Below are 26,631 nucleotides of genomic sequence, written 5' to 3'. Positions count from 1 at the left end.
CCCGGGCCTTTTTACTGGAGTATTCGAACATGAGCACTCAACGCCTTCCCACCCTGTTCATCCCCCACGGCGGCGGGCCGTGCTTCTTCATGGAATGGAACCCGCCCGACGCGTGGCAGCGCATGGGCGACTGGCTGCGCACCGTGCCCGAGCTCATCGGCCAGACGCCACGCGCCGTGCTGGTAATTTCCGCGCACTGGGAAGGCCCGGCCTTCACCGTGAATGGCCGCGCCGATCACCAACTGCTGTTCGACTACTACGGCTTCCCCGAGCACACCTACCGCCTCACTTGGCCGGCAAGAGGCGACGCGGCGCTGGCGGAGCGCGTCACAGACTTGCTGTCGGGCGCCGGTTTGCCGGTGGCACGCGACGACACGCGCGGGCTCGACCATGGCGTGTTCATTCCCTTCAAGCTGATCGACCCCGAAGCTGCTCTGCCGGTGGTGCAACTCTCGTTGCGTGCAGGGCTGGACCCGGCCGAGCACATTGCCGCCGGGCGGGCTCTGGCTCCGCTGCGCGACGAAGGGGTGCTGATCGCCGGCACCGGCATGAGCTTCCACAACATGCGGCGCTTTCGGCGCGACAACCGCGCGGCGGATGCAGATTCAGAGATCTTCGATGCGTGGCTGGGCAAGGCCGTCGAACAATCGCGGGCGGAACGCGAAGCTGCACTCATCGCCTGGGAAAAAGCCCCTTCCGCTCGCGCCGCGCACCCGGAAGAGGAGCACCTCATTCCATTGCATGTGGTCGCCGGGGCCGCCGGACAGGACGCCGGCCGTCGCGTACTGGCCGATCAGGTGCTGGGCAGCGCGCAATCGGCGTTCGCGTTCGGGCTGTGAAGGGCGCTCAGAGGCCGGCGAGCAGCTCGTACGAGCGCAGGCGCGCGGCGTGGTCGTAGATGTCGGAGATGACGATGAGCTCATCCGCGCCGGTCTCGGCCAGCAGCGCGTCGATGCCGGCGCGCACGGTGTCCGGCGCACCGACGATGGAACGCGCAAGCATATGCTGCGCGTGCATCTTCTCGGCGTGATTCCAGTAGGTCTCGATGTCGTCGATGGGCGGCTGGCTCAGCGCCCGCGTGCCGCGCACCAGATTAACGAAGGACATCTGCTGAGTGGTGGCCAGCCGGCGTGCTTCGGCATCGCTGTCGGCGACGATGATGTTCACGCCGATCATGGCGTGCGGGCGCTCTAACTGCTTCGACGGCTTGAAGCGCTCGCGATACGCCTCCAACGCCGGCAACAGTTGCTGCGGCGCAAAGTGCGAAGCGAAGGCATACGGCAACCCCAGCTCGGCCGCCAGCATCGCGCCGAAGCGGCTGGAGCCCAGAATCCACAACGGCACTTCGCTGCCGGTGCCGGGTATGGCTTGCACACTGCGGCTGGCAGCCTCTTTCGACAGCAAGTGCTGCAACTCCAGCACGTCCTGCGGAAAGTGATCGGAAGCCGCCGGCGTACGCCGCAAGGCGCGCAGCGTGTCCTGATCGGTGCCCGGCGCACGGCCCAGCCCCAACTCGATGCGCCCCGGAAACAGCGCCTCCAGCGTGCCGAACTGCTCGGCGATCAGCAGCGGCGAATGGTTGGGCAACATGATGCCGCCCGCCCCCACGCGGATACGCTGCGAGCCGGCCGCAATGTGCTGGATCACCAGCGAGGTCGCGGCGCTCGCGATGCTCGGAAAGTTGTGGTGCTCGGCCACCCAGAAGCGCTCGTAGCCCCAGCCTTCGGCATGGGCGGCGAGGTCACGGGCGTTGTCCAGCGCGGTGCGCGCGTCAGCACCTTCGGTGATGCGAACAAGGTCGAGGATCGAAAGCGGTACGGAAGGCATCTGGGCAAGACTCGGTCGAAACAGGGTTGAAACACACAGCCGGGATCGCAACAGACGCCGGCCAGGCTGCAAAGTTCTTCGCGGCCATGCGCCGCATCATCGCACCGCCAGGCCAGCTCCGCCCGCCGCGTGATAGCATCGCCCCACCACGCTGGCCCGAGCCAGCCCCGCGACACCGAACGGAAATACCATGGCAAAGCAGAAAAACGATTACGCCTACGTCGAAGGCGTCGGCCTGTTCAAGAGCCGCAACTCGGCGATGATCTACGACTACTTCAAGAACAATGCACAGGACGGCGTCACCGAGACCATCGAGTGGACCCAATTGCGTGACGCCATGTTCGGCGAGCTGTCGTTCATGGAGCACGACGAATTCGTGCTGTTCGAGATCGAAGTGCTCAACCCGACCCTGTCGGAGATCTACAAGCGCACCGGCGACATGATCGAAACCGAACTCATGGAAACTGCAGCCGGCGCCGAGCAGCGCATGCGCTTCGCCCAGCGCAAGAACTGAACGCCTGAGCACCTCAAACGAAAAGCCCGGTCGATCGACCGGGCTTTTTCGTGGCACGCCGTTGTTTCAGTTGTCCCGTGCAGCCGCTTTCACGCGGTGCTCCCAGCGGCGCTTGGCAAAACGGCGCATGTTCGGAATGTCATCGGTTTCGTCCATGATCGGCTTGCCGATGATGGTTTCCATGATGTCTTCAAGCGTCACCAGGCCCCGCCAACCGCCGAACTCGTCATACACCAGCGCCATGTGCTGACGCTCGTGCATCAATTGCGTCATCAGCGTTTCGACACTGGTGAATTCGGGCACCACCTTGATCGGTTTGACGATGGATTCCACCGTGGCCTCGTCGTCTTCAGCCGCCAGCGCGTCGTAACGGAAGATCACGCCCAGCGGCGCCTCGTCGTCACCGATCACCGGATAGCGCGAAAACTGGCTGTCGCGCACACGCTCCTTGAGCCCGCCGATGCTCTGATCGGGCTGGATGTAATCACACACCGTGCGCGGCGTCATGATCTCGCGCACCTTGATCTCGTGCAGGTCGAGGATGTTGCTGATGACGCGCTGCTCATCTTCGTCGAGCTTGTTCAGCTCACGCCCGAGCACCGTCATGGCCTTGATTTCCTGGCGGATGTCGTACTCCGGCTCCTTGCCGCCGAACAACCTCATCATGGCGTCGGACAGCAGGATGAACGGCTTGAGCAGCACGATCATGCCGTTGAGCAGCGGCGGCAATACCGGCGCAAGCTGCGGCCAGTAACGCGCGCCGATGGTTTTGGGCAGGATTTCGGAGAGCACCAGAATCAGTATCGTCATCACCGCCGACGCGATACCGAGGTAGCCGTTGCCGAACACCACCGTCACCTGCGCGCCCACGCCGGTGGCACCCACGGTGTGCGCAACGGTATTGAGCGTGAGGATGGCGGCAAGCGGTTGATCCACCTTGTCCTTGAGGACTTTGAGCCGCTCGTAAAGGCGTGAATTTTGGAGTTTCTGATGAGCGATGTAGCTCGGCGTCAGGGAGAGCAACGCCGCTTCGAGGATGGAACAGACAAAAGAAACGAGGATGGACAGGACAGCAAACGCTATCAGGAGTGTCATACAGAAAATCAAGTAACGCGAAGCGTGTGAATATACAGCAGTTTCTGCCCACCACTACGCCCTTGGATCACGTGCCGGGCGCAAGCCGCGCGCGCCGGAACAACGCAACCTGCCGGTTGGCTTGAGCCACACCGACTCAACACGAAAAGCCCCGGCGTGTGGCACCGGGGCTTTCGACCACGCTCACGGCTCGCGACGCGAGCAAGTTGACCGCGCTGGCACCGACGCGGCCACAGCGCAGACAAGCGTCATTCGAGTTCGGGCCGTGAAGCGGTCGTCAGAGCTTGTAGACGGGCTTTCTTGAATGCAGCCAGCTCGCGCAGGAATTGCTCTGACGCCTGATTTCCGTACGCACGCTCGCTCAAGGCAAACAGCAGCACGCCCCGCCGGCCTTTGAATTCAGCCTCGACGTAGCGGTAACCGTTCCATTCGACGATGTATTCGCCTCGCTGGTCGCGCGCAGAGAGGATGAAATCGAGCAGCACTTCACCGGTGGCGGGGTTCTCGAACGCGGCGAAATTGGCGACCGGGTCGTTGCCAGCCTTGCGCTCGCGGATCATGTTCGTCTGGGCCGCCACCACATCCGCCACCGGGCGATCGGTGGCAAGGAACTCAACAATGACCATGCTCTTGTACGACTCGAGCTTTTCGCCCGAGGACAGGTACTGCTGCTTGAAATAGTCCGCAGTGGGCTGCGAAGACCAGACCAGCGCATATGACTCACCGCCCACCTTGAGCGGGCCCGGCACGCCGAGGCGGTCCGTCTTGTCCTGCGCGACCGCAGGCACGGCGATGAGCGCGCAGATCAGCACGGCAACAACATGGAGGTGGCGAAACATGGGCACATTCCTTCTGAAATTGAACATGGTTGCTTGCAGATGCGGCGCGCCGTGGGCTTGCCGGATTGGTAAGGTGCTCATGGTATGTGTCGCGGGCCGACTAGCCGCACGCAACATCGTTTCAAATCCTTTAGCACGGGAATGACCGCATGTACCCTGCTCTCATCCGCTCGGCAGTGCCTTTGCTGTGGCTCTCGCCTGCGCTGGTGCTGGCCGCCGACTGGCAGACTCAAGCCGTCGAGAAGGCGGTGGAATACCATCTTGCGCACCTGCCCGAGGCGTGCGAGCGCCCCTCCAGCACGCTGCAGGCACCGACGCATTTCGAGTTGCAGATCGGCGAAGACACGGCTGCACGTCAGGCATTGCTGGTTGAGTTTGCGTGCCGCAGCGGCGCCTACAACCATAGCGCCGTGTATCTGATGTCGGATCAGCACGGCCGCGTGACGGAGGTGTTTTTCCCCTCGCCGCAGATCGAGGTGCGCCATGCCGAAGGCAGCGAACAGCGCTTGGTCGAAGACATCGCCATCGTCGCCACACCCGAGCTGCGCGAGGTGGTCAATCCGCGCTATGACGCGGCCAGCCGCAGCATGTACGAGCGCAACAAATGGCGTGGCCTGGGCGATGCCTACACCACGACGCAATGGGGCTACAAACAGGGCCGCTTCCACATCATGCGATTTGCCGTGGATGCCAGCTTCGATGGCCAGGACAACCCGCGCACGCTGATCGAGCAGGACATCTGGTAACACCCCGACCGTCCCCCGGCACACCGTCGACCCTCAGTCCTTCAGCCAATAGGCAGTGCCGTCGATCAGCAAGGTGTCGGGCAACGCGCCTTTGGCGCTCTCGGGCACGGCCAGGAAGCGCCGCTCGGTTTCACCATCCACGTCGAGGATGAGGGCGTAGCCGTCGATGCGGTAACGAGCACTCACCTTGGGGTCGGCGCTACCCGACACGATGATGTAACTCGTGGCCACTCTGCCCGCCACAAAGCCGCTCCGGCTGTATTCCACCGTACCGTCTTTCTTGAAGGCATAGCGGCGGTCCTGCCGGTGACCACCCATGCCGACCTGCAGGTAGTCGTAATTGGCATCGATGCGACCGAAACGCGCCGGGCTCAAACGTTGCGCGCCCTCCAACACGGTTTCCGCGCCCTTGTTCCAACCGCCTTTCACCGTGAGGGTGACGCGATCACCGCGCGCCTTCCAGTCGAACCAGCGACCCGGTTCGCGCTTGCGCGAGCGCTCGACATCAAGATCGGAAAACGGGAAGCCCCAGGTATGCAGATAGGCCGTGCCATCGCGCAGCAGCACATAAATGTCTTCGCGCCGATCGACGTAGCCGTTGCCGAAACCGTCCTGACGGCTGTCGAACTTCGCGTCGTACAGCACGCGATCTACGCTGCGCGGACGAATGCCCCGATCCGGCCCGGCATACGCCTCATCGAACTCGAGGGGGCGCAGCATCAAGCCGGCACGATCATCCTCCTTGAGCATGGGGCGGCCGGTTTCCTGCACGGTGAACAGGCTGCAGCGGTTCAGATCGACCGTTCCACCTTCGGTGCCGTCATGAACGCTGCGCGGCTCGCCCACCAGCACCATTTCCTGGCCGACGGCATCGGCCATGCGCTGTTCGTGGGCCTTTTCCGAGAACGAGCGGCAGTTGGCTTTGAAGCTGGACTGCTGGTCGTCACGCCATTCGCGCATTTCAGTCGCTTTGGTCACGCGCCCGTACAACACCTGCATGCCGTCTTGCCGCAGCCATTGTATGGCGCGCTCACCGCGCGCGTTGCGCAGGGCGCTGCGCTCGCGTGCGCCCGCCCGGCTGCCGACTTCGGCCATCACGTCTTCCAGTCGCGCCGACAAGGTCGCCAGAGGCACGATCTGCGTCTCTTCCAGCGACTTGGGCGCTGGCCGCGGCGATTCGCGATCCGGCAGCGCGATGCCGAGCGAACGGGTGATCGACACCAAGCGACGTACATCGCTCTTGACGCTGAACTGCTCGCCATCAAGCAGCGCGCGAAAGTCGCTGCACTGACCGGGCTTGCTACGCAGGTCTTGCTGGATCTGCTCGGTCAGCCGCTTGCGCTGCGGCTCGATCTGTTGCGCCACTTCCGGAAACTGGCTCGTCATCCCGGCGAGAATCCGCTGATAGTCCGCATATTCATTGGCGTAGCGCCATGCGGCCAACGCATCCTGACGTGCCGAAGCACCCTTGGGGTCGCGGCGGTCGCACTGGGCACGGTAGAGGTCGCTGGCCTCGAAGGCGCCCACGGCCCTCCCCAGATGCGTGCTGAGCGCCTCGGCCTGATCGGCCAGCGCCCAACTCGGCATCGCGCACAGCATCAACATGGTCATGTGCCGCTTCATGCGCAATCCCCCACAACACGATCCACGCGCACAGCCGGTGGAGCGTCAGCACGCGCCGGCTTGATCACCGCCCCTTCAATTGCAAGGCAGTGCAGCGCATCCCACGCCTGCTTGATGCGGTCAACGTCCTCTTCTTCTCCGATGAGTTTCGGCACGGCGCTGCCGCCCCACCACGGGCGCAGCGGATCACGCGCTTCGTCTTGAGGCAGCACGACGCCGCGCCAGGGGCACGGCTGGGTCACGCAACTGATACCGGTGGCGCCGATGTGCATGCGCACGCTCTCCGACGCCGTCTCGCCAGCAATGGCCGGCGCACCCCCCGCCATCAATGTCGTCAGGATCAGCATCGTGCGGATGCGTGCAGCCTGCTTCATGGTTGTCCTCGATCATTGCGATTTTTCAGCCTCGGCACTTTCATGCGACAGATGTGCCGCCGCTTGCCAGTCTTGGGTTTGCAGGCATTCAGGACAAGAAGGAAATTGTTTCGAGAGGCCGCGGACGAAATCGGTATGGTGTACCCGGCACACTCGCTCTGAGGCATTACCGACAATGACGCACGATGATCAGACATGTCATCTGCACGGCTCGGCTGACCTGAAAGATTCTGCGGCATGAACGTGCGCGCCGTGTTCGCACACGGCATTCCCTTGCTGGTGGCCGTATGCGCTGCGCTGGCGCTGCTGCCCTGGATCATGGGTGCCTCTGCGCTGCAGAACGAATCCGCATCGCATGGCTACACGGTTGGCATGGTGGCGCTATTCGGATATCCGGCAGCGTATCAACTGCTGATCATTGGCTGGGGACTGTGCAACTGGCGGGGCTGGGCGCTGAAACGGTTTTTCATGCGGTGCATCTGGTTCAGCCTGGCGGTTTTTGCCGCGGCCATGGCATGGGCCGTGCTAAGCCTGCGAGAGGCCTTGGGGGCATGAGCGCCTCGCCGTCCCCGTTTTCCCGCTGAACTCTTTTCCGAGAACCCACCCATGCTCAAACGCCTGTTTGCAGGTCTCTCAAAGAAGGCGCCGCTGCCGACCATCATGCAATTGCAGGACACCGTCGTGAGAGGCGTGGTGTCCAACATCACCGACCTGCAGGATGGTGAATGGGAGTCGCGCGAATGGGTCTATCTGGCGGTCAACCACGAGGTGTTGGTGGAGGAAGGTCGCCGCTCCAGCACACAGGCAGCGGTGCTGGCTCACGCGCAGGGTGGCGAATTGGAACACCTGTGCTTCCGGCTGAGCCCCCAGACCAAGGCCGACATCCTGGCACTGCGCGAGGCGATGCGCGACGACGCCCGAGGGCCGTGGACCATACTCGACCTGACGGTGGCGCGCAGCGGCCAGTACAGCTTCGCCTTCAGCTACACGCCGCCCCCACGCTTGAACGGCGATCTGCTGCACCAACCGCTCAATGATCTGCTGCAACGCTACCAGGCTCAGAGCGAAAAGCCCTGAGCCACCACCGCGACCGCGCTCGGATTCACGTCGTTTCGCGCAGAACGCTCCTCAGCCGCCGACACCGATCTGCAGCACCGTGAACTGGCGTCGCATCATGGCCGCGATGACGCTGCGGAACAGCGGAGCGTCCTGCGTTCGGGCGCTAACGCGCAGAGTGGCCGCACACAGACCATCCTGCGACCCGGCGGCGACGTCCCCCACCATTTCACCTTGCGCATTCTCCGGCATGCTGTCGGCCCAACGTCGCTCCATCAAAGTCACGGCCTTCCTGGCGGCATCACAACCGGCATAGGTCAGCGAGATCGCCGCGGCGGGCTGGTCGGCCTGAGCGTCGACGATAATGCCGCCCAACCACGGCGGCAGGCCCTCCGAGTCTTGCGGCACGCCGCTCTGCAAACGTGATTGCAGTGCCTCAAGCGCCTCACCGGGCTGCCCCACCCACTGCGCGGGGTCGCCCGCACGCAGACCGAGCACCGGTGACACAACCAGTGCCTGCACGATGGTGTGATCGCCCACCGCGGCCTCCAGCCCTGACAAAGCGGTGCGCACGACTGGATGCTCGTCTGCGCCGCGCGCATCGCGTTGCAACATGCTCACGGCTTGCGGTGCGCTGGACTGCACCACCACGTTGCCCTTGGCCCCGGCAAAGCGCGCCGCGCCCCCGGTGCCCAGCCAAGGGTCCGACGGATCCTGCCTGGACATATTGATCCGACCCGGCTCGCCATTGCCCAGCACGCCCGTACCCGATGCAGTGAAGCCGCGCTTCTGCAGCGCACCGAGCATGCCGTCAGCCGCCGCGTTATCACGCAGCCCCCATACCGCCACCGACTGCGGAGCGCTGCCGAAGCCGATGAAATACCGCACCTCGGCCAGATCAATGCCGGCTTTCTCATTCCACTCTTGCGCCGGGCCGAGGATGAGCGCCTGCACCGGCTCGATCGCCACCCCCAGCACGGCCCGCTGCAGCATTTGCGGCGAAATCGCGCCGTTTTGCGCGCTCAGGCGGCGCAAGGCTTCCATATCGACGAACGCGGCCTGATCCGCCCGCGGATTTTGGAGAACGATGTCCGGCAGCTTGTCGAGCGCCTCGTTCAAGGGCTCGAGGTTCTGCGCGCCAGCCGGCGCAGCAGAGAGCCACAGACCGGCGGCAAGGGAGATCGCGAGAGCGTGCATGCGCATGAGTAGTGTCCTCAGAAAAGCGGATAACCACGTGCGCCAACCCCCGGCGCACCGCTGGAGACTGCGTCAGAAGCGCGTTCAGGACGTGCTCAAGGTGTAAATGAATCCGGGTCGAAACCGCCCAAAAGCCGCTCAAAACCGCGCCGCAAAGCAAAAAGGCCGCACAGCGAATGCTGTGCGGCCTTTTCAATCTGGTTGCGGGGGCAGGATTTGAACCTGCGACCTTCGGGTTATGAGCCCGACGAGCTGCCAGACTGCTCCACCCCGCGTCTGGAAGAACGAAACTATAGCGGGGTTTGCCCTCTGCGTCAAACCCCTTGCTGAAAAATCCTCTGTCTCAGGTGTTCTGGATGACGATTTTCGGGAATTTGTGGCTCATGTCCTTGGCCCTCTCGGCCACGCTGACGGCCACCTTGCGGGCGATTTCACCGTAGATCGTGGCAATGCGGCCGTCCGGCTCGGCAGCCACCGTGGGGGTGCCGGAGTCGGCCTCGGTACATATCTGCATGTCGAGCGGCAACGCGCCGAGGAAAGGCACGTTGTAGTCCCCGCACATCTTCTCACCACCGCCGGCACCGAAGATGCGCTCTTCGTGGCCGCAGCTGGAACAGATGTGCACGCTCATGTTCTCGACCACGCCGATGATGGGCACACCGACCTTCTCGAACATCTTGAGGCCCTTGCGCGCGTCGAGCAGCGCGATGTCCTGCGGCGTGGTGACGATCACCGCACCGGTCAGCGGCGCCTGCTGCGACAGCGTGAGCTGGATGTCGCCGGTGCCCGGCGGCATGTCGACGATGAGGTAGTCGAGGTTGTCCCAGTTGGTTTCCTTCATCAACTGGTTGAGCGCCTGCGTGGCCATCGGGCCGCGCCACACCATCGGCGTTTCGTTGTCGATGAGGAAGCCGATGGACATCACCTGCAGCCCGTGGGCCTGCAGCGGCTCCATGCGCTTGCCGTCTTTCGACAAGGGGCGCTGGCCGCCCACACCCAGCATCTGCGGCTGCGACGGGCCGTAGATATCGGCATCCAGCACCCCCACGCGTGCGCCCTCGGCGGCCAGCGCCAGTGCCAGGTTGGCCGCCGTGGTGCTCTTGCCGACACCGCCCTTGCCCGAGGCGACGGCGATGATGTTCTTCACGTTCGGCAGCAATTGCACGCCCTGCTGCACCGAATGCGCGGCGATCTTCCAGCTCACGTCGACTTCGACCGAGCTGACGCCCTCCACCGCCGACACGGCATCACGCACCAGACCGGCGATCAATTCGCGCTGGCTGTTGGCGGGGTAACCCAACTCCACCACGCTGCGCACGCGACCGCCGTCCTCGACGACGAAACGCACGCTCTTGGAGGTGACCAGATCCTTGCCGGTATTGGGGTCGATGACGGCTTTCAGCGCTTGACTGACGGCTTCCTGGGTAACGCTCATGACGGAATTTCCTCGGAATCAACTCGCCCTGAAGGGGCGCAACCCTTCAATCATACCGAAGCGCTTCGCACCGCTCACCCATGCCGTGAGTGCGGGAATCGCCCGCCGCAAGCCTCCGCCCCGACAGCGCGGCCCCACGTCCCTCACACTGCGCCGCAAGGAGGCACGGCGGGCGCCCCTGCTTTGCTAGAATCACGCCTTTACACCCGGATTTTCTGCCAATGCCGCGCAACATCCTCGTCACCAACGCCCTGCCCTACGCCAACGGCGACATTCACCTCGGCCACCTCGTGGGCTACATCCAGGCGGACGTCTGGGTGCGCTTTCAGCGCATGCGCGGCAATGTGGTGCATTACGTCTGCGCGGACGACACGCACGGCACGCCGGTGATGTTGCGCGCAGAGAAGGAAGGCATCACGCCCGAGCAGCTCATTGACCGCGTGCATGGCGAACATCTGCGTGACTTCACCGGCTTCAATGTCGCCTTCGACAATTACCACTCCACGCACTCGCCGGAGAACCGTGCGTATGCAGAGGAAATCTACGGCAAGCTGAAATCCGCCGGCTTCATCGACACGCGCTCGATCGAGCAGTACTACGACCCGAAGCGCGAGATGTTCCTGCCCGACCGCTTCATCAAGGGCGAATGCCCCAAGTGCGGAGCCGCAGACCAATACGGCGATAACTGCGAAGTCTGTGGTGCAGCCTATGCGCCCACCGAACTGAAGAACCCGCGCTCGGCCGTGTCCGGCGCCACGCCCGAACTGCGCAGCTCCGAGCACTTCTTCTTCCGCCTGTCCGACCCGCGCGCGGTGAGCTTCCTGCGCGACTGGACGCGCGGCAGCAACACCGCCGGCACGCGCCGCCTGCAGCAGGAAGCGGCCAACAAGATGAAAGAGTGGCTGGGCGAAGACGGCGAGAACAAGCTGTCGGATTGGGACATCTCGCGTGACGCGCCCTACTTCGGCTTCGAGATCCCGGGCGCGCCGGGCAAGTATTTCTACGTCTGGCTGGACGCGCCAATCGGTTATCTGGCGAGCTTCCGCAACTGCGCCGACAAGGCGGGCGGCATCGCAGTGGAGGACTTCACCGACGCGGCCCGCGCGGAGGCCAGCGGCACCGAGATGGTGCACTTCATCGGCAAGGACATCCTCTACTTCCACGCGCTGTTCTGGCCAGCCATGCTGCACTTCGCGGGTTATCGTGCCCCCTCGCAACTGGCGGTGAACGGCTTCCTGACGGTGGACGGCGCCAAGATGAGCAAGAGCCGCGGCACCTTCATCACTGCGCACTCGTATCTGGCGCAGGGGCTGAACCCGGAGTGGCTGCGTTACTACTTCGCCACCAAATCCAACAGCACCATGGAAGATGTCGATCTCAACCTCGACGACATGATCGCCAAGGTGAACTCGGATCTGGTCGGCAAGTACGTGAACATCGCCAGCCGCTGCGCCGGCTTCATCGCCAAGCGCTTCGAGGGCAAGCTGGCCGCCAGTGAAGACGCCGCCTGCGCCGAGTTCCGCGCCGCCTGCGCGGCCGGCAACATCGCGCGAGCCTTTGAGGAACGCGACTACAGCCGCGCCATGCGAGAGATCATGCGGCTGGCCGACATCGCCAACCAGTACGTGAATGACCACAAACCGTGGGAGCTGGCCAAGCAGGAAGGCCAGGAGGCACGCCTGCACGAAGTGTGCTCGACGGCGCTGACGATGTTCCGCGACCTGTCGCTGTATCTGAAGCCGGTGCTGCCTACGATGGCCGAGAAGGTCGAAGCCTTCCTCGCCATCGCCCCGCTCGCCTGGGCCGACACCTGGCAGCCGCTGCCGGCCGGCCATACCATCACCCCTTACCAGCACATGATGACCCGAGTGGAACGCAAACAGATCGACGCCCTCATCGACGCAAACCGCGACAGCCTGGCCCCCGCTCCTGCTGGTGTGCCGACCGAGGCCGAGCGCCAGCAGCCCGCGGCTCAACCCGCCAGAGCCGAAGAGCCGTTCATCTCCATCGACGATTTCGTGAAGATCGACCTGCGCGTGGCGCTCATCGCCTCGGCCGAGCACGTGGAAGGCGCAGACAAGCTGATCCGCCTGCAGCTCGACATCGGTGAGACCGACGCCGAAGGCAACCCCAAGCCACGCCAGGTCTTCGCCGGCATCAAGTCAGCCTACGACCCCGCCGCGCTGGTGGGCCGCCTGACGGTGATGGTGGCCAACCTCGCGCCGCGCAAGATGAAGTTCGGCCTGTCCGAAGGCATGGTGCTGGCCGCCTCGGACGAGAACGACAAGGCTTCCGGCCTGTACATCCTGTCGCCGGACAGCGGCGCCAAGCCCGGCATGCGGATTCGCTGAGCATGCATTGACATGGCGCTGACGCCTTCCAAGCGCTGGATGGTTCGCCGGCGCAGGCAACGACGAACGGCCTTGCCGGCTGCAGTCGTGCCTGCCCACCGATCCAGTTGCGAGAGAAGGCGTCATGTTCCGCTTCCACCCGAAAGTCCTCGACACCCTTCCCGGCTATAGCCGGGAAACCCTGACCGGCGACATCGCCGCCGGCATCACCGTCGGCGTGCTGGCCTTGCCGCTGGCCATGGCCTTCGCCATCGCCAGCGGCATGAGCCCGGCCGCCGGCATCTGGACCGCCATCGTGGCGGGCTTCCTCGTCTCGCTGCTCGGCGGCTCGCGCGTGCAGATCGGCGGACCGACCGGCGCCTTCATCCCCATCGTCTACGTCATCGTCGTCGATTACGGCGTGGCCAACCTGCTCATCGCCACGATGATGTCCGGCGTGATGCTGTTCGCCATGGGCGCACTCAAGCTCGGCACGATGATCCGCTTCATCCCGATCTCGGTGGTCATCGGCTTCACCAACGGCATCGCCGTGGTGATTTTCCTTTCGCAGATCAAGGATTTCCTCGGCCTGCAGATCGAGCGCATGCCGGGCGAGTTCTTCGGCAAGATGGAAGCGCTTTACGGCGCGCTGCACACCGCCCACACACCCACCATCGCGCTGTCGGTGGCAGCCCTGCTGGTGTTGATCGGCTGGAATCGCCTCGCCCGCCGCGTCGGCTGGATGCGCCGTGCGCCGGGGCCGCTGGTGGTGCTGGTACTTGCCACGCTGGCCAACGCACTGTTCGTGCTGCCGGTGGAAACCATCGGCAGCCGCTTCGGGGGCATTCCGCAGGGCCTGCCGGATTTCGGCTTGCCGCCCGTCGAACTCGGCACGCTGGGCAAGCTGATCGCCCCAGCGCTCACCATTGCGCTGCTCGGCGCCATCGAATCTTTGCTGTCGGCGCGCGTCGCCGACAGCCACATCGGCGATCGCCACAACCCCAATCAAGAGCTGATGGCGCAAGGCGTGGCCAACATGGCGGCACCGCTGTTCGGCGGCTTTGCCGCAACCGGCGCGATTGCGCGCACCGCCACCAATATCCGCAGCGGCGGGCGCACGCCGGTGGCCGGCATGGTGCATGCGGGCGTGCTGCTGGCGATGGTGCTGGTGATGGCGCCGCTGGCCAGCCACATACCGCTCGCGGCACTGTCGGCCATCGTGGTGGTGGTGGCGCTGAACATGGGCGAGTGGCATGCCTTCCGCCCGGCCGAACTGAGACGTCACAGCCGTCCGTATGCGGCGACGCTGCTGACCACTTTCGTGGTGACCGTGCTGTTCGACCTGACCTTGGCGGTGGAGGTCGGCATCGTGATGTCGGCGCTGATCTTCATCTTCCGCATGTCGGACCTGACGAGGCTAGAGCCGATCACGCTGGGTGCTTCCGATGTAACGGCCTACCCGGACGGCACACCGCGCGTGCTGGCGTTTCGCCTGACCGGAAGCCTGTTCTTCGGCGCATCGAACAAGCTCGACACGCTGCTCGACGACATCGGCCAGCCGGAGGTGGTGGTGCTTGATGTCGACCATTTGGTGCACATCGACACCACCGGCCTCGACATTCTTGAAAACGTGCACCGCGTGCTTGTCGCACGCGGCATCCGTCTGATGCTGGTCGGGCTGCAGGCGCAGCCGGCCGGGGTGCTGAGGCGCTCGGGCTTCGACGCGATGCTGGGCCCGGATGCGATCGCACCCAGCCTGGACGAAGCCCTGAACCGCCTACGCTGAAGAATCAGCCGCGGGCGTCGCCCCAGCGCAGGGAGGTGTTGTCGTCGCCGTTGTAGAAGGTCTTGCCCGAACGGTCGACGCAGTAATCCGGAGAAAGGATCTTCTCTTTGAAGACCTGCCCTTCGCCCACGCGCGTGTGCTCGAACAAAATGCTCTGCTCCACCCGCGAGCCGGCACGCAGATGGCTGCCGTGCCCGATCCAGCTTGGCCCGATGATCGACACGCCCGGCTCGATTCGCACGTTGGAGCCGATGTACACCGGCCCGACCACCTGCACGCTGTCCCACTCGATGGAGGTGTTGAGGCCCAGACGCACGCCTGGCTTGACCTCGGTGCCGGGCATGTCCATCTGCGCCACTTCGCCGCGCAGCACGCGCTGCAGCACGGCCCAGTAGTCGGACAAGCGACCGATGTCGATCCAGTTGAAGAAGCGCTTCTGTGCGTAGAAGGGCATCTCTTTTTCGACCAGCAGGGGAAACAGTTCGCTGCCGATGTCGAACTGCTGGCCCGGCGGCACGAGATCGATGACTTCCGGCTCCAGAATGTAGATGCCGGTCGAAGCGAAGGTGGACTTGGCCTCCTCGGGCTTAGGCTTTTCCTGGAAGGACAGCACGCGCCCTTTCTTGTCGGGCACCACGATGCCGTAGTTGCTGACCTGCTCGCGCGGCACCTCCAGCGTCACCACGCTGGCCACGGCCTTGTTGAGGTGGTGCTCGTCCAACGCGGCGCGGATGTCGAGATCGATGATGGCATCGCCGCACAGCACCAGCGTGGTTTCGTCGAAGAAGCCGCCGAAATCCTGGATCTTGCGCATACCACCTGCCGAGCCCAGCGGCTTCGGCACGATCTCGCCGTGGTCACGCACACCCTCGTAGGAGTAGCCGATGTCGACGCCCCAGCGATGGCCGTTGCCGAAGTAGTTCTCGATCTTGTGATGGTTGAAAGCCACGTTGATCATGATCTCGCGGATGCCGTAGCGCTCGAGGTGCTCGATCAGATATTCCAGCACCGGCTTGCCGAGGATGGGCACCATCGGTTTGGGCATGTCCTTCGTCAGCGGCCTGACTCGCGTGCCCTGGCCTGCTGCCAGAATCATTCCCTTCGCCATCATCAACTCCCTTGGACGCGTGTGCGTCGTCTCATTCAAAAGTGTCTTTCAAATCCGGTCATGCAAACATCGGGCCTCGCGACAGGGCTCAGCCGGCGGCGCGTCCGTAGGTGTCTTCGAAGCGAACGATGTCATCTTCGCCGAGATAGGCGCCCGACTGCACCTCGATGATTTCCAGCGGCACCTTGCCGGGATTGGCAAGGCGGTGCGTCTGCCCCAGCGGGATGTAGGTCGACTCGTTCTCTCCGAGCAGAAAGCGCCGTTCGCCGCAGGTGACCTCGGCCGTACCACGCACCACGATCCAGTGCTCGGCACGATGATGATGCATCTGCAGGCTCAACGTGGCGCCGGGCTTCACGACGATGCGTTTGACCTGAAAGCGCTCACCGAAATCGATGGAGTCATACCAGCCCCACGGGCGATAAACCTTGCGGTGGCTTTGCGTGAGCTGGCGCCCTTCGGTCTTCAGACGGGCGACGAGCTTCTTGACGTCCTGAGTGTGCTCCTTGCGCGCCACCATCACGGCATCTGCCGTTTCCACGATGACCATGTCTTCGCAGCCCAGCGCGGCCACCAGTCGGTGCGTGGCGTGCACCAGCGTGTTGCGGCTGGCTTCGAGCATCACCTCGCCGCGCGCGGCGTTGCCCTCGGCATCCTTCTCGGACACCGACCACAGCGAATCCCACGCCCCCACGTCCGACCATCCGGCCGACAGCGGCACCACCACACCTTGCCCCAGACCGGGCTCTGACTTGAGTTTTTCCATCACCGCGTAGTCGATCGAATCCGACGGGCACGCGGCGAAAGCCTCTTTGCCCACACGCAGGAAATCGGCGTCTGCCTGGCGTTGCTCGAAGGCCTCACGGCAGGCACCGGCGATGTCCGGGCGGAAATGCGCGACCGCATTCAGCCAGACGGAAGCTCGCATCATGAAGATGCCGCTGTTCCAGAAATATGCACCACTCACCACGTAGCGGGCAGCCGTCTCGGCATCGGGCTTTTCGACGAATTCGGCGAGATCCTTGGCGCCATGGGCGCCGGCATCGTCCCCGGCGCGGATGTATCCGTAGCCGGTTTCGGGGCGGTCCGGCACGATGCCGAAGGTCACCAGACGACCGGCGTCGGCCTCGACCGCGCCGACCTCGAGCGCTTCACGGAAAGCTGCGACATCGCTCACCACGTGGTCCGCCGGCATCACCAGCAGCACCGGGTCGTCGCCCTCCACCATCGCGGCCAGCGCCGCCAGCGTAAGCGCCGGCGCCGTGTTGCGGCCTTCGGGTTCGAGCACGATCTGCGGCGAACGCACGTCGATCTGCCGCAATTGTTCGGCGATCAGGAAGCGGCATTCCTCGTTACTCACCAGCAGCGGCCGCGGATCGACGACCGCGCCCTGCAGCCCGGCCAGACGCAGCGCCGTCTCCTGCAGCAGCGAGCGCTCGCCGGTCAGCGGCAGCAACTGTTTCGGATACGCCTCGCGCGACGCCGGCCACAGCCGCGTGCCCGAGCCGCCGGAGAGAATGACGCTTCTGACGGTAATCATGACTTTCCTCGACCGATTGCGAAGTATTCGATGCCTTGCGCCCGCACCGACTCCGGGTCGTACATATTGCGGCCGTCGAAGATCACCGCCTGCTTCAGGCGGCTCTTGATCGCATCGAAGTCGGGGCTGCGGAATTCCTTCCACTCGGTGGCGATGATCAGGGCATCGGCATCGTCGAGCACGCTCTTGGGCCGGCCGCCGTAATTGAGGCGTGTTTCATCGCCGAAAATGCGCTCGCTTTCTTTCATGGCCACCGGGTCGTAGGCAGACACCGTGGCCCCACGGCGGAGCAATTCATTGATGATCACGCGGCTGGGGGCGTCACGCATGTCGTCGGTATCCGGTTTGAATGCCAGCCCCCACAGCGCGAAACGGCGACCGGAGAGGTCTTCGCCGAAGCGCTCGACGATCTTGTCGACCAGCACGTGCTTCTGGCGGTCGTTGGCCTGCTCGACGGCTTGCAGAACCAATAGATCATGGCCATGTTCGCTCGCCGTTCTGACCAGCGCCTTGACGTCTTTCGGGAAGCACGAGCCGCCGTAACCGCAACCGGCATACAGGAAGTGCCGCCCGATGCGGGGGTCGCTGCCGATGCCCTTGCGCACCAGCTCGATGTCCGCACCCAGTGTCTCGGCAAGATTCGCCAGTTCGTTCATGAAACTGATGCGCGTCGCCAGCATGGCGTTGGCGGCGTACTTGGTGAGCTCGGCCGAGCGCACATCCATGAACACCAGGCGTTCGTGGCTGCGTTGAAACGGCGCGTACAGTTCGCGCATCAAGCCTTTTGCGCGGTCGTCCTCGGCGCCGACGACGATGCGATCGGGGCGCATAAAGTCCTCGACCGCCGCGCCTTCCTTGAGAAACTCGGGGTTGGACACAACGCTGAACGCCACATCACTGCCGCGCGTCGCGAGCTCTTCCGTGACGGCCGCCTTGACGCGATCGGCCGTGCCCACCGGCACGGTGGATTTACCCACGATGACGCGATAGCCATCCATGTACTTGCCGATATTGCGCGCAGCCGCGACCACATACTGAAGATCGGCCGAGCCATCTTCATCGGGCGGCGTGCCGACGGCGATGAACTGGATCACGCCGTGGCGAGCCCCCTGCTCGACATCGGTGGTGAACGAAAGCCGGCCGGCTTCGACGTTGCGGCGCACCAGTTCGAGCAGGCCTGGCTCGTGAATGGGAATGCCGCCTTCTTCGAGAATCCGGATTTTCTCAGGGTCCACATCCACGCACAGCACGTCGTTACCCACGTCGGCAAGACAAGCCCCCGACACCAGCCCGACATAGCCCGAGCCAATCACCGATATCTTCATTTTTTTACGCCGTCAAAAGTGAATCAGAAACCATGTGCGGGCCGCTTCGTGGAATACGAACGCCCGAGAAAGGCCATTCTCAATACAGCCACTCTATCGAAAATCAATTCCACCACGATGGGCAAAAGAAGACCGCACGTCATACCCAGAACAAACAGCGTTACCTCACCTTCGACTCCGAGCTTGCCGAAGATGATACGGGCACCGGCCGTTCCGAAAATATGGAATAGGTAAATCGAATACGAATATCCGCCGATCCACGCAATTGCCCTGTTACTCCAACCGAGCGAGTAAAGGAATGCAATGCAGACCACCGAATAGATTTCACCGGAAAGTCTATAGGGATGAAACAACTCGGGAAACAGCCCCGCCAACGATGCTTGGTGAAGAATTGTAAGTGCAATGAAAGCCGCAGCAAGCCAGTGGCGCGGGCGTTCGCCACCCTCATCAAGCTCCGAGAGCCACGCCAATTTCTTGAATGCCACGCCCATCAGAAAATATGGCAACAGATAGATCGCTCCATTGATCGAAAACAGATTCAATTCAAAGGCGATGAACGGTGCGGCGACGAATGCAATGGCGGTCGCCGCGAGCAATGAAACGTGACTTCGGATGCACCCGGTGACATCCAGAAAGAACACGAATACGAAAATGAGGAACAGCGACTGCAGATACCAGAAGTGCTCGAAAGGGAAAAGATAGACTTCGAAAAGACTCGTCTCGATGGGCTCGTTTCCGGCCACCCCTTGCACGAAAAAGTACAGCGCCCCGACGCACAGCAATGGGAACAGCAGTCGCCGCACCTTTCCCCACATGAACCGACCTGTCTGCGACGACACATTCGCGCGCGCAGCGAACACGAAGCCGGCAAGAAATGTGAATAAAGGCATGCGCAGGTAGGCCATCGAGTCCGAGAACCAGGCGAGGAAGGAAGTGGACGAAACATCCAGCCCCCGCCCCTCTTCCCCGCCGATGACGTGATACGCGACGAGCAGGAGGCACGCGATGCCACGCAATGTATCCACACGTGTGTCGCGCGCATTTACCGGCATCGTCCGAATGTTCCCCCTGTATCTTCCACTGCACATTGAGCCGCCCGAAGCGCAGCGCCCCGGCACGCATAATCAGTCTCCAACCTTACCCAACGAGTGCGGCGCAAGAATGACGCCAAACCTCAGAACTGAAAGTAGATGAAACCCGCCACACCCGGCGACACCGCCACCAGGCCATACACCGTGCCCGCGAGCACTACCGCCTGAGCGGGCGCAGGCAACTGCATGAATCGCTGGCCGCAGGCCAGATACCAGCCGCGCGGCACGAAATGCAGCAGCGCCGCCGCGATCAGCGCACACAGCCCCAGCCACGGCAGGCCCGGCGCCGCGACCGTGGTGACGAAAATCTGACGCATGTACTCGCCGGCCTGCGCGAGATCCGGCGCGCGGAACAACACCCGCGAGAACGCCACGAAATGAAACACCGCGACGACCAGCAAGACATGCGCCCACACCGGTGTTGCAGCATCGGCAGGTGTGCCCGCAGCCGCCCGGCGCCCCCGCATCCAGCGCTCGAAGCCCACCAACGAACCATGCAGAAAGCCGTACAGCAGGAAGTTCCAGCCCGCGCCATGCCAGAAACCGATGGCCAGAAAGGTGATGTACAGATTCAGATAGACGTTGCCGTAGCGCGAGCCGCCGATGCCGTAATACAGGTAGTCGCGGAAGAAACTCGACATCGAGATGTGCCAGCGCTGCCAGAAGTTCGACACGCTGGTCGCCAGATAGGGCCGGTTGAAGTTCTCGATGAGGTCGAAGCCGAGCATCTTGGCTGCACCACGCGCGATGTCGGTGTAGCCAGACAGATCCATGTAGATCTGGAAGCTGTAGGCATACACGGCCAGCACCAGAAACAAGGTCGAATGCTCGCCCGGTGACGAGAACGCCGGATTCACCAGATACACCGCCAGCACGTCCGCGAACACGATCTTCTTCACGAAGCCGCGCACCATCAGCAGAAAGCCTTCGCGGTAGGCCATGTCGTTGGGCACGAAGGGGCGCTCGAGCTGCGGCAGGAACTGGTGCGCACGCGTGATCGGGCCGGACAACAAGGTCGGGAAGAACGCCACGAACAGCGCGAAATCGCGCAGGCTGCGGGTGGGCTGCTGCTTGTCGCGGTAAATGTCCAGCGGGTAGGTCAGGCTCTGGAAGGTGAAGAACGAGATGCCGATGGGCAGCACGATCTGCAGCAATTGCAGGTCGGCCTCCAGACCCAGCGAGCGGGCAAAGCCGGCCACACTCTCGATGAAGAAATTGGCGTACTTGAAATAGCCCAGCACGCCCAGTGAGGCGGCGATGGCCACGCCCAGCCACAGCTTGCGCTCCCCCGCCCCGCGTGCCGCGGCAATGCGTGCGCCGACAAGGTAATTGACCAGCGTGACGAACATCAGCAGCGCCGCAAAGCGCCAGTCCCAGCACATGTAGAAGTAGTAGCTGGCCACCAGCAACATGTTCTTGCGCGACTCGGGGCGGGCGGCCAGATGGTGATTGAGCAGAATCACCGCGGTCAGGAAAACGAAGAAATGCAGGGACTGGAATGACATCGTTTATTCCCGGAAGACCACGAGTTCGTTGGCAACGAGAAAGTCGCGCAGGTACTCGGCCATCAAGGCTTCGCCTTCGATGTTGAAATGCGTGGCGTCGACGAAGTACTGCATGCCCACGGGCAGCATCTCGGTCAGATCGAACACCAGCAGGCCGTGCTCTTCGCCGGCCTTGCGGATCACGTCGTTGTGGATTTCGTAGAGATCGAGCATGCCGGCCAGATCGAAGCACGGCGTGAAGCGCAATTGCTCGGCCGCCAGACTGGCCTGCTCCTCCGGCTTCTGACTGCGGCCATAGGCCTTGGCGTTGGTCACCAGCACCAGCGCCACGTCATTCTTGCGCGCCAGCCCGGCGATGCGCTGCAACTCGGCGCGGTAGCGGTCCAGATCCACCTGATCGGGCGGAATGATCTCCACGCTGGGCGCCACCGGCCGCAGGAAGCGCGTGTGACGCTTGATGGCCTCCATGCTGAGCACCCAGTCGGGCATCTTGAGCGTCGGCAAGCCCTGCATCAGGCTGATTTGCGGCTCGCGGCTGCAGTAGTCGGCGAAGTCATTGAAGCCGGAGTAGATGACGATCAGATCGGGCTCGTGCGCCAGCACTACCGACTCGATCATGCGCCGCTGGTCCGCCAGGCGGTGACCCGAGATGCCGGCATTGATGACGTCGATGCGGGCGTTACCGTAATCGCTGCGAAGCTTGTTTTCAAGGATGTACGAGAAGGTTGCCTCGTTCGACGCGGCCATTTCGCCCATCACCGACGAAGCACCGACCACCGCCATGCGGAAACTGCCCGGCACGCGCTCCAGCGGAATGTCGGGGCTGCGCAGGCCGAAGGCATTGGTGTCGATGCGCATGGTCGAGCCGATCAGGCTGCTGCTCGGGCGCAGGGTCTTCACGCCGAGCGCCGAGTCGACCACGTAGCGGGTCTGATCGGTCAGCAGGTTGAACACGCTCTGCCCCTGACGGAAGTGCGATCGCACCTGCAGGGCGAACTCCAGTGCCACCATCAGCAGCACGGTAAGCAGCACCACCCAGCCCACGCGGCTGAGCGCACTCGCGCGCGACACCTTGCTGGCGCCTGTTTTTCTTCGCATGCCTTGGGCCTAAATGAAATCGACGAGTGCTTCCGCCTTGTTCAGTTGATACCAGCGACGCCGCTCGGCCGAATCGAACACCTTCACGTGCGTGGTCGGCACGCCGTGCGTCATCAGATGAATCAGCCCCAGCAGCGACGAATCGGGATCGCGCAGTTTGTCGATGCGGATTTCGCAGGGCGTCTCACGCGGGGCGATGTCGCGCACCGCGCGGATCAAGCCCTCACGCGCCGAAGCGTTCCAGTGGCCTTCAAGCTCAACCATCACGCGATCTTCCTGAGGCTCCACGCGGGTGGCGCAAGGTCGCGCCAAGCCCATACGGCGGCGCAGGTTCAACAGCATCAGCGGCAGCACATTGCCCAGCATCAACCCCAGCAAGGCCATGCCGTCACGCACGTAACGCTGCACCAGCTTGGGCTCTTCCTTGATGCGCCAAAGCCATTCCAGACCACTCTTCTGCATCCAGCGCGGCGCGCGGCTGACCGTGCCCGCGGCGAAATTGATCACCGCACCAAGGTGGCTGATCACCGGCGCCGAGAGCTGCGCGCGGTTGTGTTCGATCCACGCCTGCCCCTTGCCGGCCCCCAGCGCCACCAGCACGAAATCGGGCTGGCAGGCATTGATGTGCGCGATCACTTCGGGCGAACTCATGTCTTCGATGCTGCCGAAGCCCGGGCAGTGGTGGCCGACGCACTGCACCGCGCCGCCCGCGGCATTGATACGTTCGGCCGCCTGTGCGCCCACGCCTTCTTCGCCACCGAACAGGAACACCTTGATCGGCCCCGCCTCGCCGCGCATCAGCGCTTCGAAAATGTCCGAGCCGGCGACCCGCTCGGGCAGCGAGATGCCGAGCAGGCGGGCAATCCACAGAATCGGCATGCCGTCGGCCACCGACAGATCGCTGTTGAGCACCGAGCGCTGAAATGCCGCGTTGCGCTGGCTGGCGATCAGGAAGTTGAGATTGGGCGTGGACATGAACAGCGGCGTGCGCTCGTTCACCGCCGCGGCGATACGGCCCACCGCCTCGCCCAGCGTGACGGCGTCGAACGGCAGGCCGAGCACCCAGTGCACCGGTCGGCCGAGCTGACGCACCACGCGGGCACGCGTCTGCGCGAAGTCATTCTGCATGTTCGGTATCCCTCTTCGATCTCACCCAGCTCACCTGACGACGCACCACAAAGGCGGCGTACAGCGGAATCTTGCGCAGCGCGTAGGCAACGGCCAGCAGCAGCGTCGAAAAGCCGACGATCTCGCGCCCGACCCGCCACCACGCCAGCCCCACCGCCAACACCAGCCCGGCCAGCACCAGCGTTGCGAGGCCCCACGGCCCTGCCGCTGCACCCAGCGCGAACGCCACGCCGGCCAACAGCCACACCACGCCAACCAGCATCACCAACAGGGCCACGGGCGGCACGCACAGGTCGAGCGCCAGCATCAGCACCTGCGAGCGCCGCCGCACGAGGCCTTCGACCAGCATGCGCGGTACGGCGGTGGCGATCATGCCCAGGTGGCCGTGCTCCCAGCGTTTGCGCTGGCTGTCGGTGCCGGCACGGTTGGCCGGGAAATAGCTCTCCACCTCGGCTTCGGGGCAGAACAGCGGCGCGGCGCCGGCACGTGCCAGATCCACGCCCATCTGCATGTCTTCGACGATGTGGCCGCTGGCCAACTGCGCAGTGGCGATACGCGACCACGGGAAGGCCATGCCGCTGCCGGTGAGCTGGCACGGGCCACCCAGGCGCAGAAAGCCCAGCGGCCGCGCGAGGTTCTTCACTTCCCAAGCGAATTCGGCGATGCGCGCAAAACGCCCGGCACCCGGCGGCGTCTTCATGCGGTACAGCGCCTGCACCGGCCGGCCGGTGCTCAGGCTGAGCCGCGCGATGCGGTCGAGCGCACCGGGCAGCACGATGCAGTCGGCATCAACAATCACCACCACGTCCGGCGGCGCTTCAGCCAGGTTCCGCACACCGAAATCCAGCGCGTAGCCCTTGCCGCGATGCACTTCATCGAAGCGCTCCACCACTCGCGCGCGGGCAGCGCGGGCGACTTCGGCAGTGGCATCGGTGCAGTTGTCGGCCACCACCAGCACGTGGTCACCGGGCTGCAGTTGCGGCGCGATCGCCGCCAGTGTGGCCGGCAGGCCGTCGGCCTCGTTGTGCGCGGGGATCAGCACCGCCAGCCGCGGGCGTTCCCCGGCGAGCGGCGCAGCCGGCATGCGGCGCGGCAATGCGCACACCACCTGCACCAGCAGCACCGCTACCGGAATCAGCAGCAGCCCCGCCAGCGCGTAGAGCAGGATTTCGATGATCAAGCTCACGCGGCGTCCTCCCGCACGAAGGCGGCGAAATCACCGCGGAACAGCGCCGCAAGGCGCGCCGATTCACGTCCGACATCGTGGCGTGCCAGCACGCGGGCGCGCGCCTGCGCGCCCATGCGCTCAAGCTGCTCGACCGGCGCCTCCAGGCATTCGCGCATCGCGCGCACCAGTTCGCCCTCGCTGCCGGCGGGAAACAGCCAGCCATGCTCGCCATCGACCACCAATTCGGGGATGCCGGCGATGTAGGTGGTGAGCACCGGGCGCCGCAGCGCCATGGCCTCCATGATCACGATGGGCAGGCCTTCGCCGAAGCTCGGCAGCACCAGTGCACGCGCGGCCAGCAACTCTTCGCGCACTTGCGCGCTGCTGATCCAGCCAGTGATGCGCACCTTGCCCTGCAGGCCGTGCGTGGCAATGCGCTGCTCGATCTGCGGGCGCATCTCGCCATCGCCGGCCAGCACCAGTTCGAAATCGACACCCTCGCGTGCCAGGCGGGCGGCGGCGTCGATCAGCATCATCTGGCCCTTCTGCTCGCACAAACGGCCGATGCACACCACGCGCGGCCTCTCGGTGACGGGCACGTGCTCGACCTCGTGGAACGAGGGCTCCAGCCCGCAATGCACCACCGCCACCTTGTGCCAGTGCGCGGCATCGACCCAGCGATACAACTGGCTCTTGCAGAACGAGGTGATGGCCACCACGAAGGCCGAATGGCGGATTTTCTCGCCCAGGCGGATGGCCTGCGGCTTGTCGAATTCTTCCGGGCCGTGCACGGTGAAGCTGAACGGGCGCTCGCTGAGCAGGCCGGCCAGCAACGCCACTTCGGTGGAGTTGGTGCCGAAATGCGCATGCAGGTGCTGCACTTCGCCCTCTTCCAGCCACAGCGCGACGCGGCAGGCTTCAGCGAGATAGATGAAGTGAAAAGGCAAGGCGCGGTCGGCACGCCACCCCATCGACACAGCCTGCCGCACGGCGCGCAGGAAGCGGCCGGGGCTGCGCAGGAAGCAGCTCACCGCGGACGAGGCCAGACCACGCGCGCCGTCCTGCAGCACGTAGCGCGTTTTGACGCGCTCGCGCTCGTCTTCAGGGTCGACCAGCTCGTCGCCCCAGCCGCGCACCGAGATGCGCAGGACGTCCACACCCTGCTCTTCCAGCGCGAGGATCTCGCGGCGGATGAAGCTGTGGCTGACCTTGGGATACTGATTCACCAGATAGGCGACTTTCATGACGCCCTCCGGCGGTTCGAACTCGGGTGGATGAAATTCACGCTGTTCATGCCTTGTTGCCCGGAATGATGCGAGCCGGCGAACCCACGGCGGTAGCGCCGTCGGGCACGTCGCACAGCACCACCGACAGCGCACCGATCTTGCAGTCGTTACCGATGCGCACGCCGCCCAGCACCTGCGCATAGGCGCCGAACTCGACGTTGTCGCCGATCACCGGCACCGGGCCGTCTGCATACCGGTTGCCGACGGTGACGCCCTGACGCAGCGTGCAGTTGGCGCCGATCACCACGTCCGGGTGCAGGAAGATGCCGCCGAAGTGCCAGATGCGCAGCCCCGGCCCGATGACCGCGGTTTTCGGCAAACCGATGCCGGTGGCGGTTTCCACCAACCGTTGCGCCATCCAGTACAGCGGCGTGTGCAGGCGACGACGCCAGCCTTCGGGCAGCGCCTCGACATGGCGGCCGTAGCGGTACACCGCGATGGCCCAGATCGACTGTTCTTTCAGGAACGGCCGACGCAGGCCGCAGCGCTGCAGATCCGCACGCCAGTCGGCGGCTACGCCGGGCCGGGCCTGGGCGCCGCCTTGAAGATCATCGTTCACG

General features: G+C 64.1%; 24 protein-coding genes and 1 tRNA gene. 7 read left to right on the top strand and 18 right to left on the bottom strand.

What is annotated here, in order from left to right:
• The first annotated feature begins 29 nt into the window (after positions 1–29).
• On the top strand, positions 30–839 hold the full coding sequence (locus tag AC6H0W_RS07015; protein WP_497576445.1) for a DODA-type extradiol aromatic ring-opening family dioxygenase: 810 nt from the start codon (positions 30–32) through the stop codon (positions 837–839).
• A gap of 7 nt (positions 840–846) precedes the next feature.
• Here AC6H0W_RS07015 and AC6H0W_RS07010 read toward each other — a convergent pair whose 3' ends face one another.
• Positions 847–1,827 (bottom strand): LLM class flavin-dependent oxidoreductase, encoded by a 981-nt coding sequence (locus tag AC6H0W_RS07010; RefSeq protein ID WP_497576444.1) that lies wholly within the window; start codon positions 1,825–1,827, stop codon positions 847–849.
• A gap of 190 nt (positions 1,828–2,017) precedes the next feature.
• Between AC6H0W_RS07010 and AC6H0W_RS07005 the strand changes: the two genes are divergently transcribed.
• A complete protein-coding gene (locus AC6H0W_RS07005) occupies positions 2,018–2,341 on the top strand; it encodes a hypothetical protein (protein ID WP_497576442.1) in 324 nt (107 codons plus the stop codon).
• A gap of 66 nt (positions 2,342–2,407) precedes the next feature.
• Here AC6H0W_RS07005 and AC6H0W_RS07000 read toward each other — a convergent pair whose 3' ends face one another.
• Positions 2,408–3,436: a hemolysin family protein gene (locus tag AC6H0W_RS07000; protein ID WP_497576441.1), complete on the bottom strand. Its 1,029-nt coding sequence runs from the start codon at positions 3,434–3,436 to the stop codon at positions 2,408–2,410.
• A gap of 248 nt (positions 3,437–3,684) precedes the next feature.
• On the bottom strand, positions 3,685–4,392 hold the full coding sequence (locus AC6H0W_RS06995) for an HI_0983 family protein (RefSeq protein WP_497576440.1): 708 nt from the start codon (positions 4,390–4,392) through the stop codon (positions 3,685–3,687).
• A 32-nt stretch (positions 4,393–4,424) separates the two neighbouring features.
• On the opposite strand from AC6H0W_RS06995, the gene AC6H0W_RS06990 reads away from it, so the two are divergent.
• Positions 4,425–5,021 (top strand): DUF1176 domain-containing protein, encoded by a 597-nt coding sequence (locus AC6H0W_RS06990; RefSeq protein ID WP_497576439.1) that lies wholly within the window; start codon positions 4,425–4,427, stop codon positions 5,019–5,021.
• 33 nt (positions 5,022–5,054) lie between these two features.
• Here AC6H0W_RS06990 and AC6H0W_RS06985 read toward each other — a convergent pair whose 3' ends face one another.
• Together AC6H0W_RS06985 and AC6H0W_RS06980 are read right to left on the bottom strand one after the other, a co-directional pair.
• On the bottom strand, positions 5,055–6,632 hold the full coding sequence (locus AC6H0W_RS06985) for a hypothetical protein (RefSeq protein ID WP_497576438.1): 1,578 nt from the start codon (positions 6,630–6,632) through the stop codon (positions 5,055–5,057).
• Positions 6,633–6,640: 8 nt separating this feature from the next.
• Complete coding sequence (locus AC6H0W_RS06980; protein WP_497576437.1) at positions 6,641–7,018, bottom strand: hypothetical protein; 378 nt, start codon at positions 7,016–7,018, stop codon at positions 6,641–6,643.
• A 237-nt stretch (positions 7,019–7,255) separates the two neighbouring features.
• Between AC6H0W_RS06980 and AC6H0W_RS06975 the strand changes: the two genes are divergently transcribed.
• Complete coding sequence (locus AC6H0W_RS06975; RefSeq protein ID WP_497576436.1) at positions 7,256–7,573, top strand: hypothetical protein; 318 nt, start codon at positions 7,256–7,258, stop codon at positions 7,571–7,573.
• A 51-nt stretch (positions 7,574–7,624) separates the two neighbouring features.
• Entirely contained in the window at positions 7,625–8,095 is a 471-nt protein-coding gene (locus AC6H0W_RS06970; protein ID WP_497576435.1) for a hypothetical protein, read from the top strand.
• A 51-nt stretch (positions 8,096–8,146) separates the two neighbouring features.
• Here the strand turns inward: AC6H0W_RS06970 and AC6H0W_RS06965 are convergent, their stop codons facing one another.
• The 3 genes from AC6H0W_RS06965 to apbC form a co-directional block, all read right to left on the bottom strand.
• Positions 8,147–9,277: a hypothetical protein gene (locus AC6H0W_RS06965; protein ID WP_497576434.1), complete on the bottom strand. Its 1,131-nt coding sequence runs from the start codon at positions 9,275–9,277 to the stop codon at positions 8,147–8,149.
• Positions 9,278–9,469: 192 nt separating this feature from the next.
• Positions 9,470–9,546, bottom strand: a tRNA-Met gene (locus AC6H0W_RS06960).
• A gap of 68 nt (positions 9,547–9,614) precedes the next feature.
• On the bottom strand, positions 9,615–10,706 hold the full coding sequence (gene apbC, locus AC6H0W_RS06955; RefSeq protein WP_497576433.1) for an iron-sulfur cluster carrier protein ApbC: 1,092 nt from the start codon (positions 10,704–10,706) through the stop codon (positions 9,615–9,617).
• A 221-nt stretch (positions 10,707–10,927) separates the two neighbouring features.
• On the opposite strand from apbC, the gene metG reads away from it, so the two are divergent.
• Together metG and AC6H0W_RS06945 are read left to right on the top strand one after the other, a co-directional pair.
• On the top strand, positions 10,928–13,057 hold the full coding sequence (gene metG / locus AC6H0W_RS06950) for a methionine--tRNA ligase (protein ID WP_497576432.1): 2,130 nt from the start codon (positions 10,928–10,930) through the stop codon (positions 13,055–13,057).
• Between the two features lie 124 nt (positions 13,058–13,181).
• Positions 13,182–14,822, top strand: coding sequence for a SulP family inorganic anion transporter (locus AC6H0W_RS06945; protein WP_497576431.1), 1,641 nt, complete (start codon positions 13,182–13,184; stop codon positions 14,820–14,822).
• A gap of 4 nt (positions 14,823–14,826) precedes the next feature.
• On the opposite strand, the gene AC6H0W_RS06940 is transcribed toward AC6H0W_RS06945, so the two are convergent.
• From AC6H0W_RS06940 to AC6H0W_RS06895, 10 genes are all read right to left on the bottom strand, one after another.
• Positions 14,827–15,918 (bottom strand): nucleotidyltransferase family protein, encoded by a 1,092-nt coding sequence (locus AC6H0W_RS06940; RefSeq protein ID WP_497576430.1) that lies wholly within the window; start codon positions 15,916–15,918, stop codon positions 14,827–14,829.
• 100 nt (positions 15,919–16,018) lie between these two features.
• Positions 16,019–17,467, bottom strand: a complete 1,449-nt coding sequence (locus AC6H0W_RS06935) for a mannose-1-phosphate guanylyltransferase/mannose-6-phosphate isomerase (protein ID WP_497576761.1) — start codon at positions 17,465–17,467, stop codon at positions 16,019–16,021.
• On the bottom strand, positions 17,467–18,795 hold the full coding sequence (locus AC6H0W_RS06930; protein WP_497576429.1) for a UDP-glucose dehydrogenase family protein: 1,329 nt from the start codon (positions 18,793–18,795) through the stop codon (positions 17,467–17,469). Before AC6H0W_RS06930 ends, AC6H0W_RS06935 begins: the two co-directional genes overlap by 1 nt.
• Positions 18,796–18,818: 23 nt before the next feature.
• Positions 18,819–19,847, bottom strand: a complete 1,029-nt coding sequence (locus AC6H0W_RS06925) for an acyltransferase family protein (protein WP_497576428.1) — start codon at positions 19,845–19,847, stop codon at positions 18,819–18,821.
• 122 nt (positions 19,848–19,969) lie between these two features.
• The gene (locus AC6H0W_RS06920) at positions 19,970–21,391 is read right to left on the bottom strand and encodes an MBOAT family O-acyltransferase (RefSeq protein WP_497576427.1); all 1,422 of its coding nucleotides are present in this window, start codon (positions 21,389–21,391) and stop codon (positions 19,970–19,972) included.
• A 3-nt stretch (positions 21,392–21,394) separates the two neighbouring features.
• Positions 21,395–22,489: an SGNH/GDSL hydrolase family protein gene (locus tag AC6H0W_RS06915; RefSeq protein WP_497576426.1), complete on the bottom strand. Its 1,095-nt coding sequence runs from the start codon at positions 22,487–22,489 to the stop codon at positions 21,395–21,397.
• A gap of 9 nt (positions 22,490–22,498) precedes the next feature.
• A complete protein-coding gene (locus AC6H0W_RS06910; protein WP_497576425.1) occupies positions 22,499–23,617 on the bottom strand; it encodes a WecB/TagA/CpsF family glycosyltransferase in 1,119 nt (372 codons plus the stop codon).
• On the bottom strand, positions 23,607–24,803 hold the full coding sequence (locus AC6H0W_RS06905; protein WP_497576424.1) for a glycosyltransferase family 2 protein: 1,197 nt from the start codon (positions 24,801–24,803) through the stop codon (positions 23,607–23,609). Before AC6H0W_RS06905 ends, AC6H0W_RS06910 begins: the two co-directional genes overlap by 11 nt.
• Positions 24,800–26,029: a glycosyltransferase family 4 protein gene (locus AC6H0W_RS06900; protein ID WP_497576423.1), complete on the bottom strand. Its 1,230-nt coding sequence runs from the start codon at positions 26,027–26,029 to the stop codon at positions 24,800–24,802. The genes AC6H0W_RS06905 and AC6H0W_RS06900 overlap by 4 nt, the downstream gene beginning before the upstream one ends.
• A 46-nt stretch (positions 26,030–26,075) precedes the next feature.
• Positions 26,076–26,630 carry a serine O-acetyltransferase gene (locus AC6H0W_RS06895; protein WP_497576422.1) on the bottom strand — a complete coding sequence of 185 codons (555 nt, stop codon included), beginning with the start codon at positions 26,628–26,630 and terminating at the stop codon, positions 26,076–26,078.
• Position 26,631 lies beyond the last annotated feature (1 nt).

This window comes from Pseudazoarcus sp. NS20 (genome assembly GCF_059703745.1).
The sequence above is the reverse complement of the archived record's forward strand: the minus strand, read 5'-3'. Positions and strand labels throughout refer to the sequence as shown.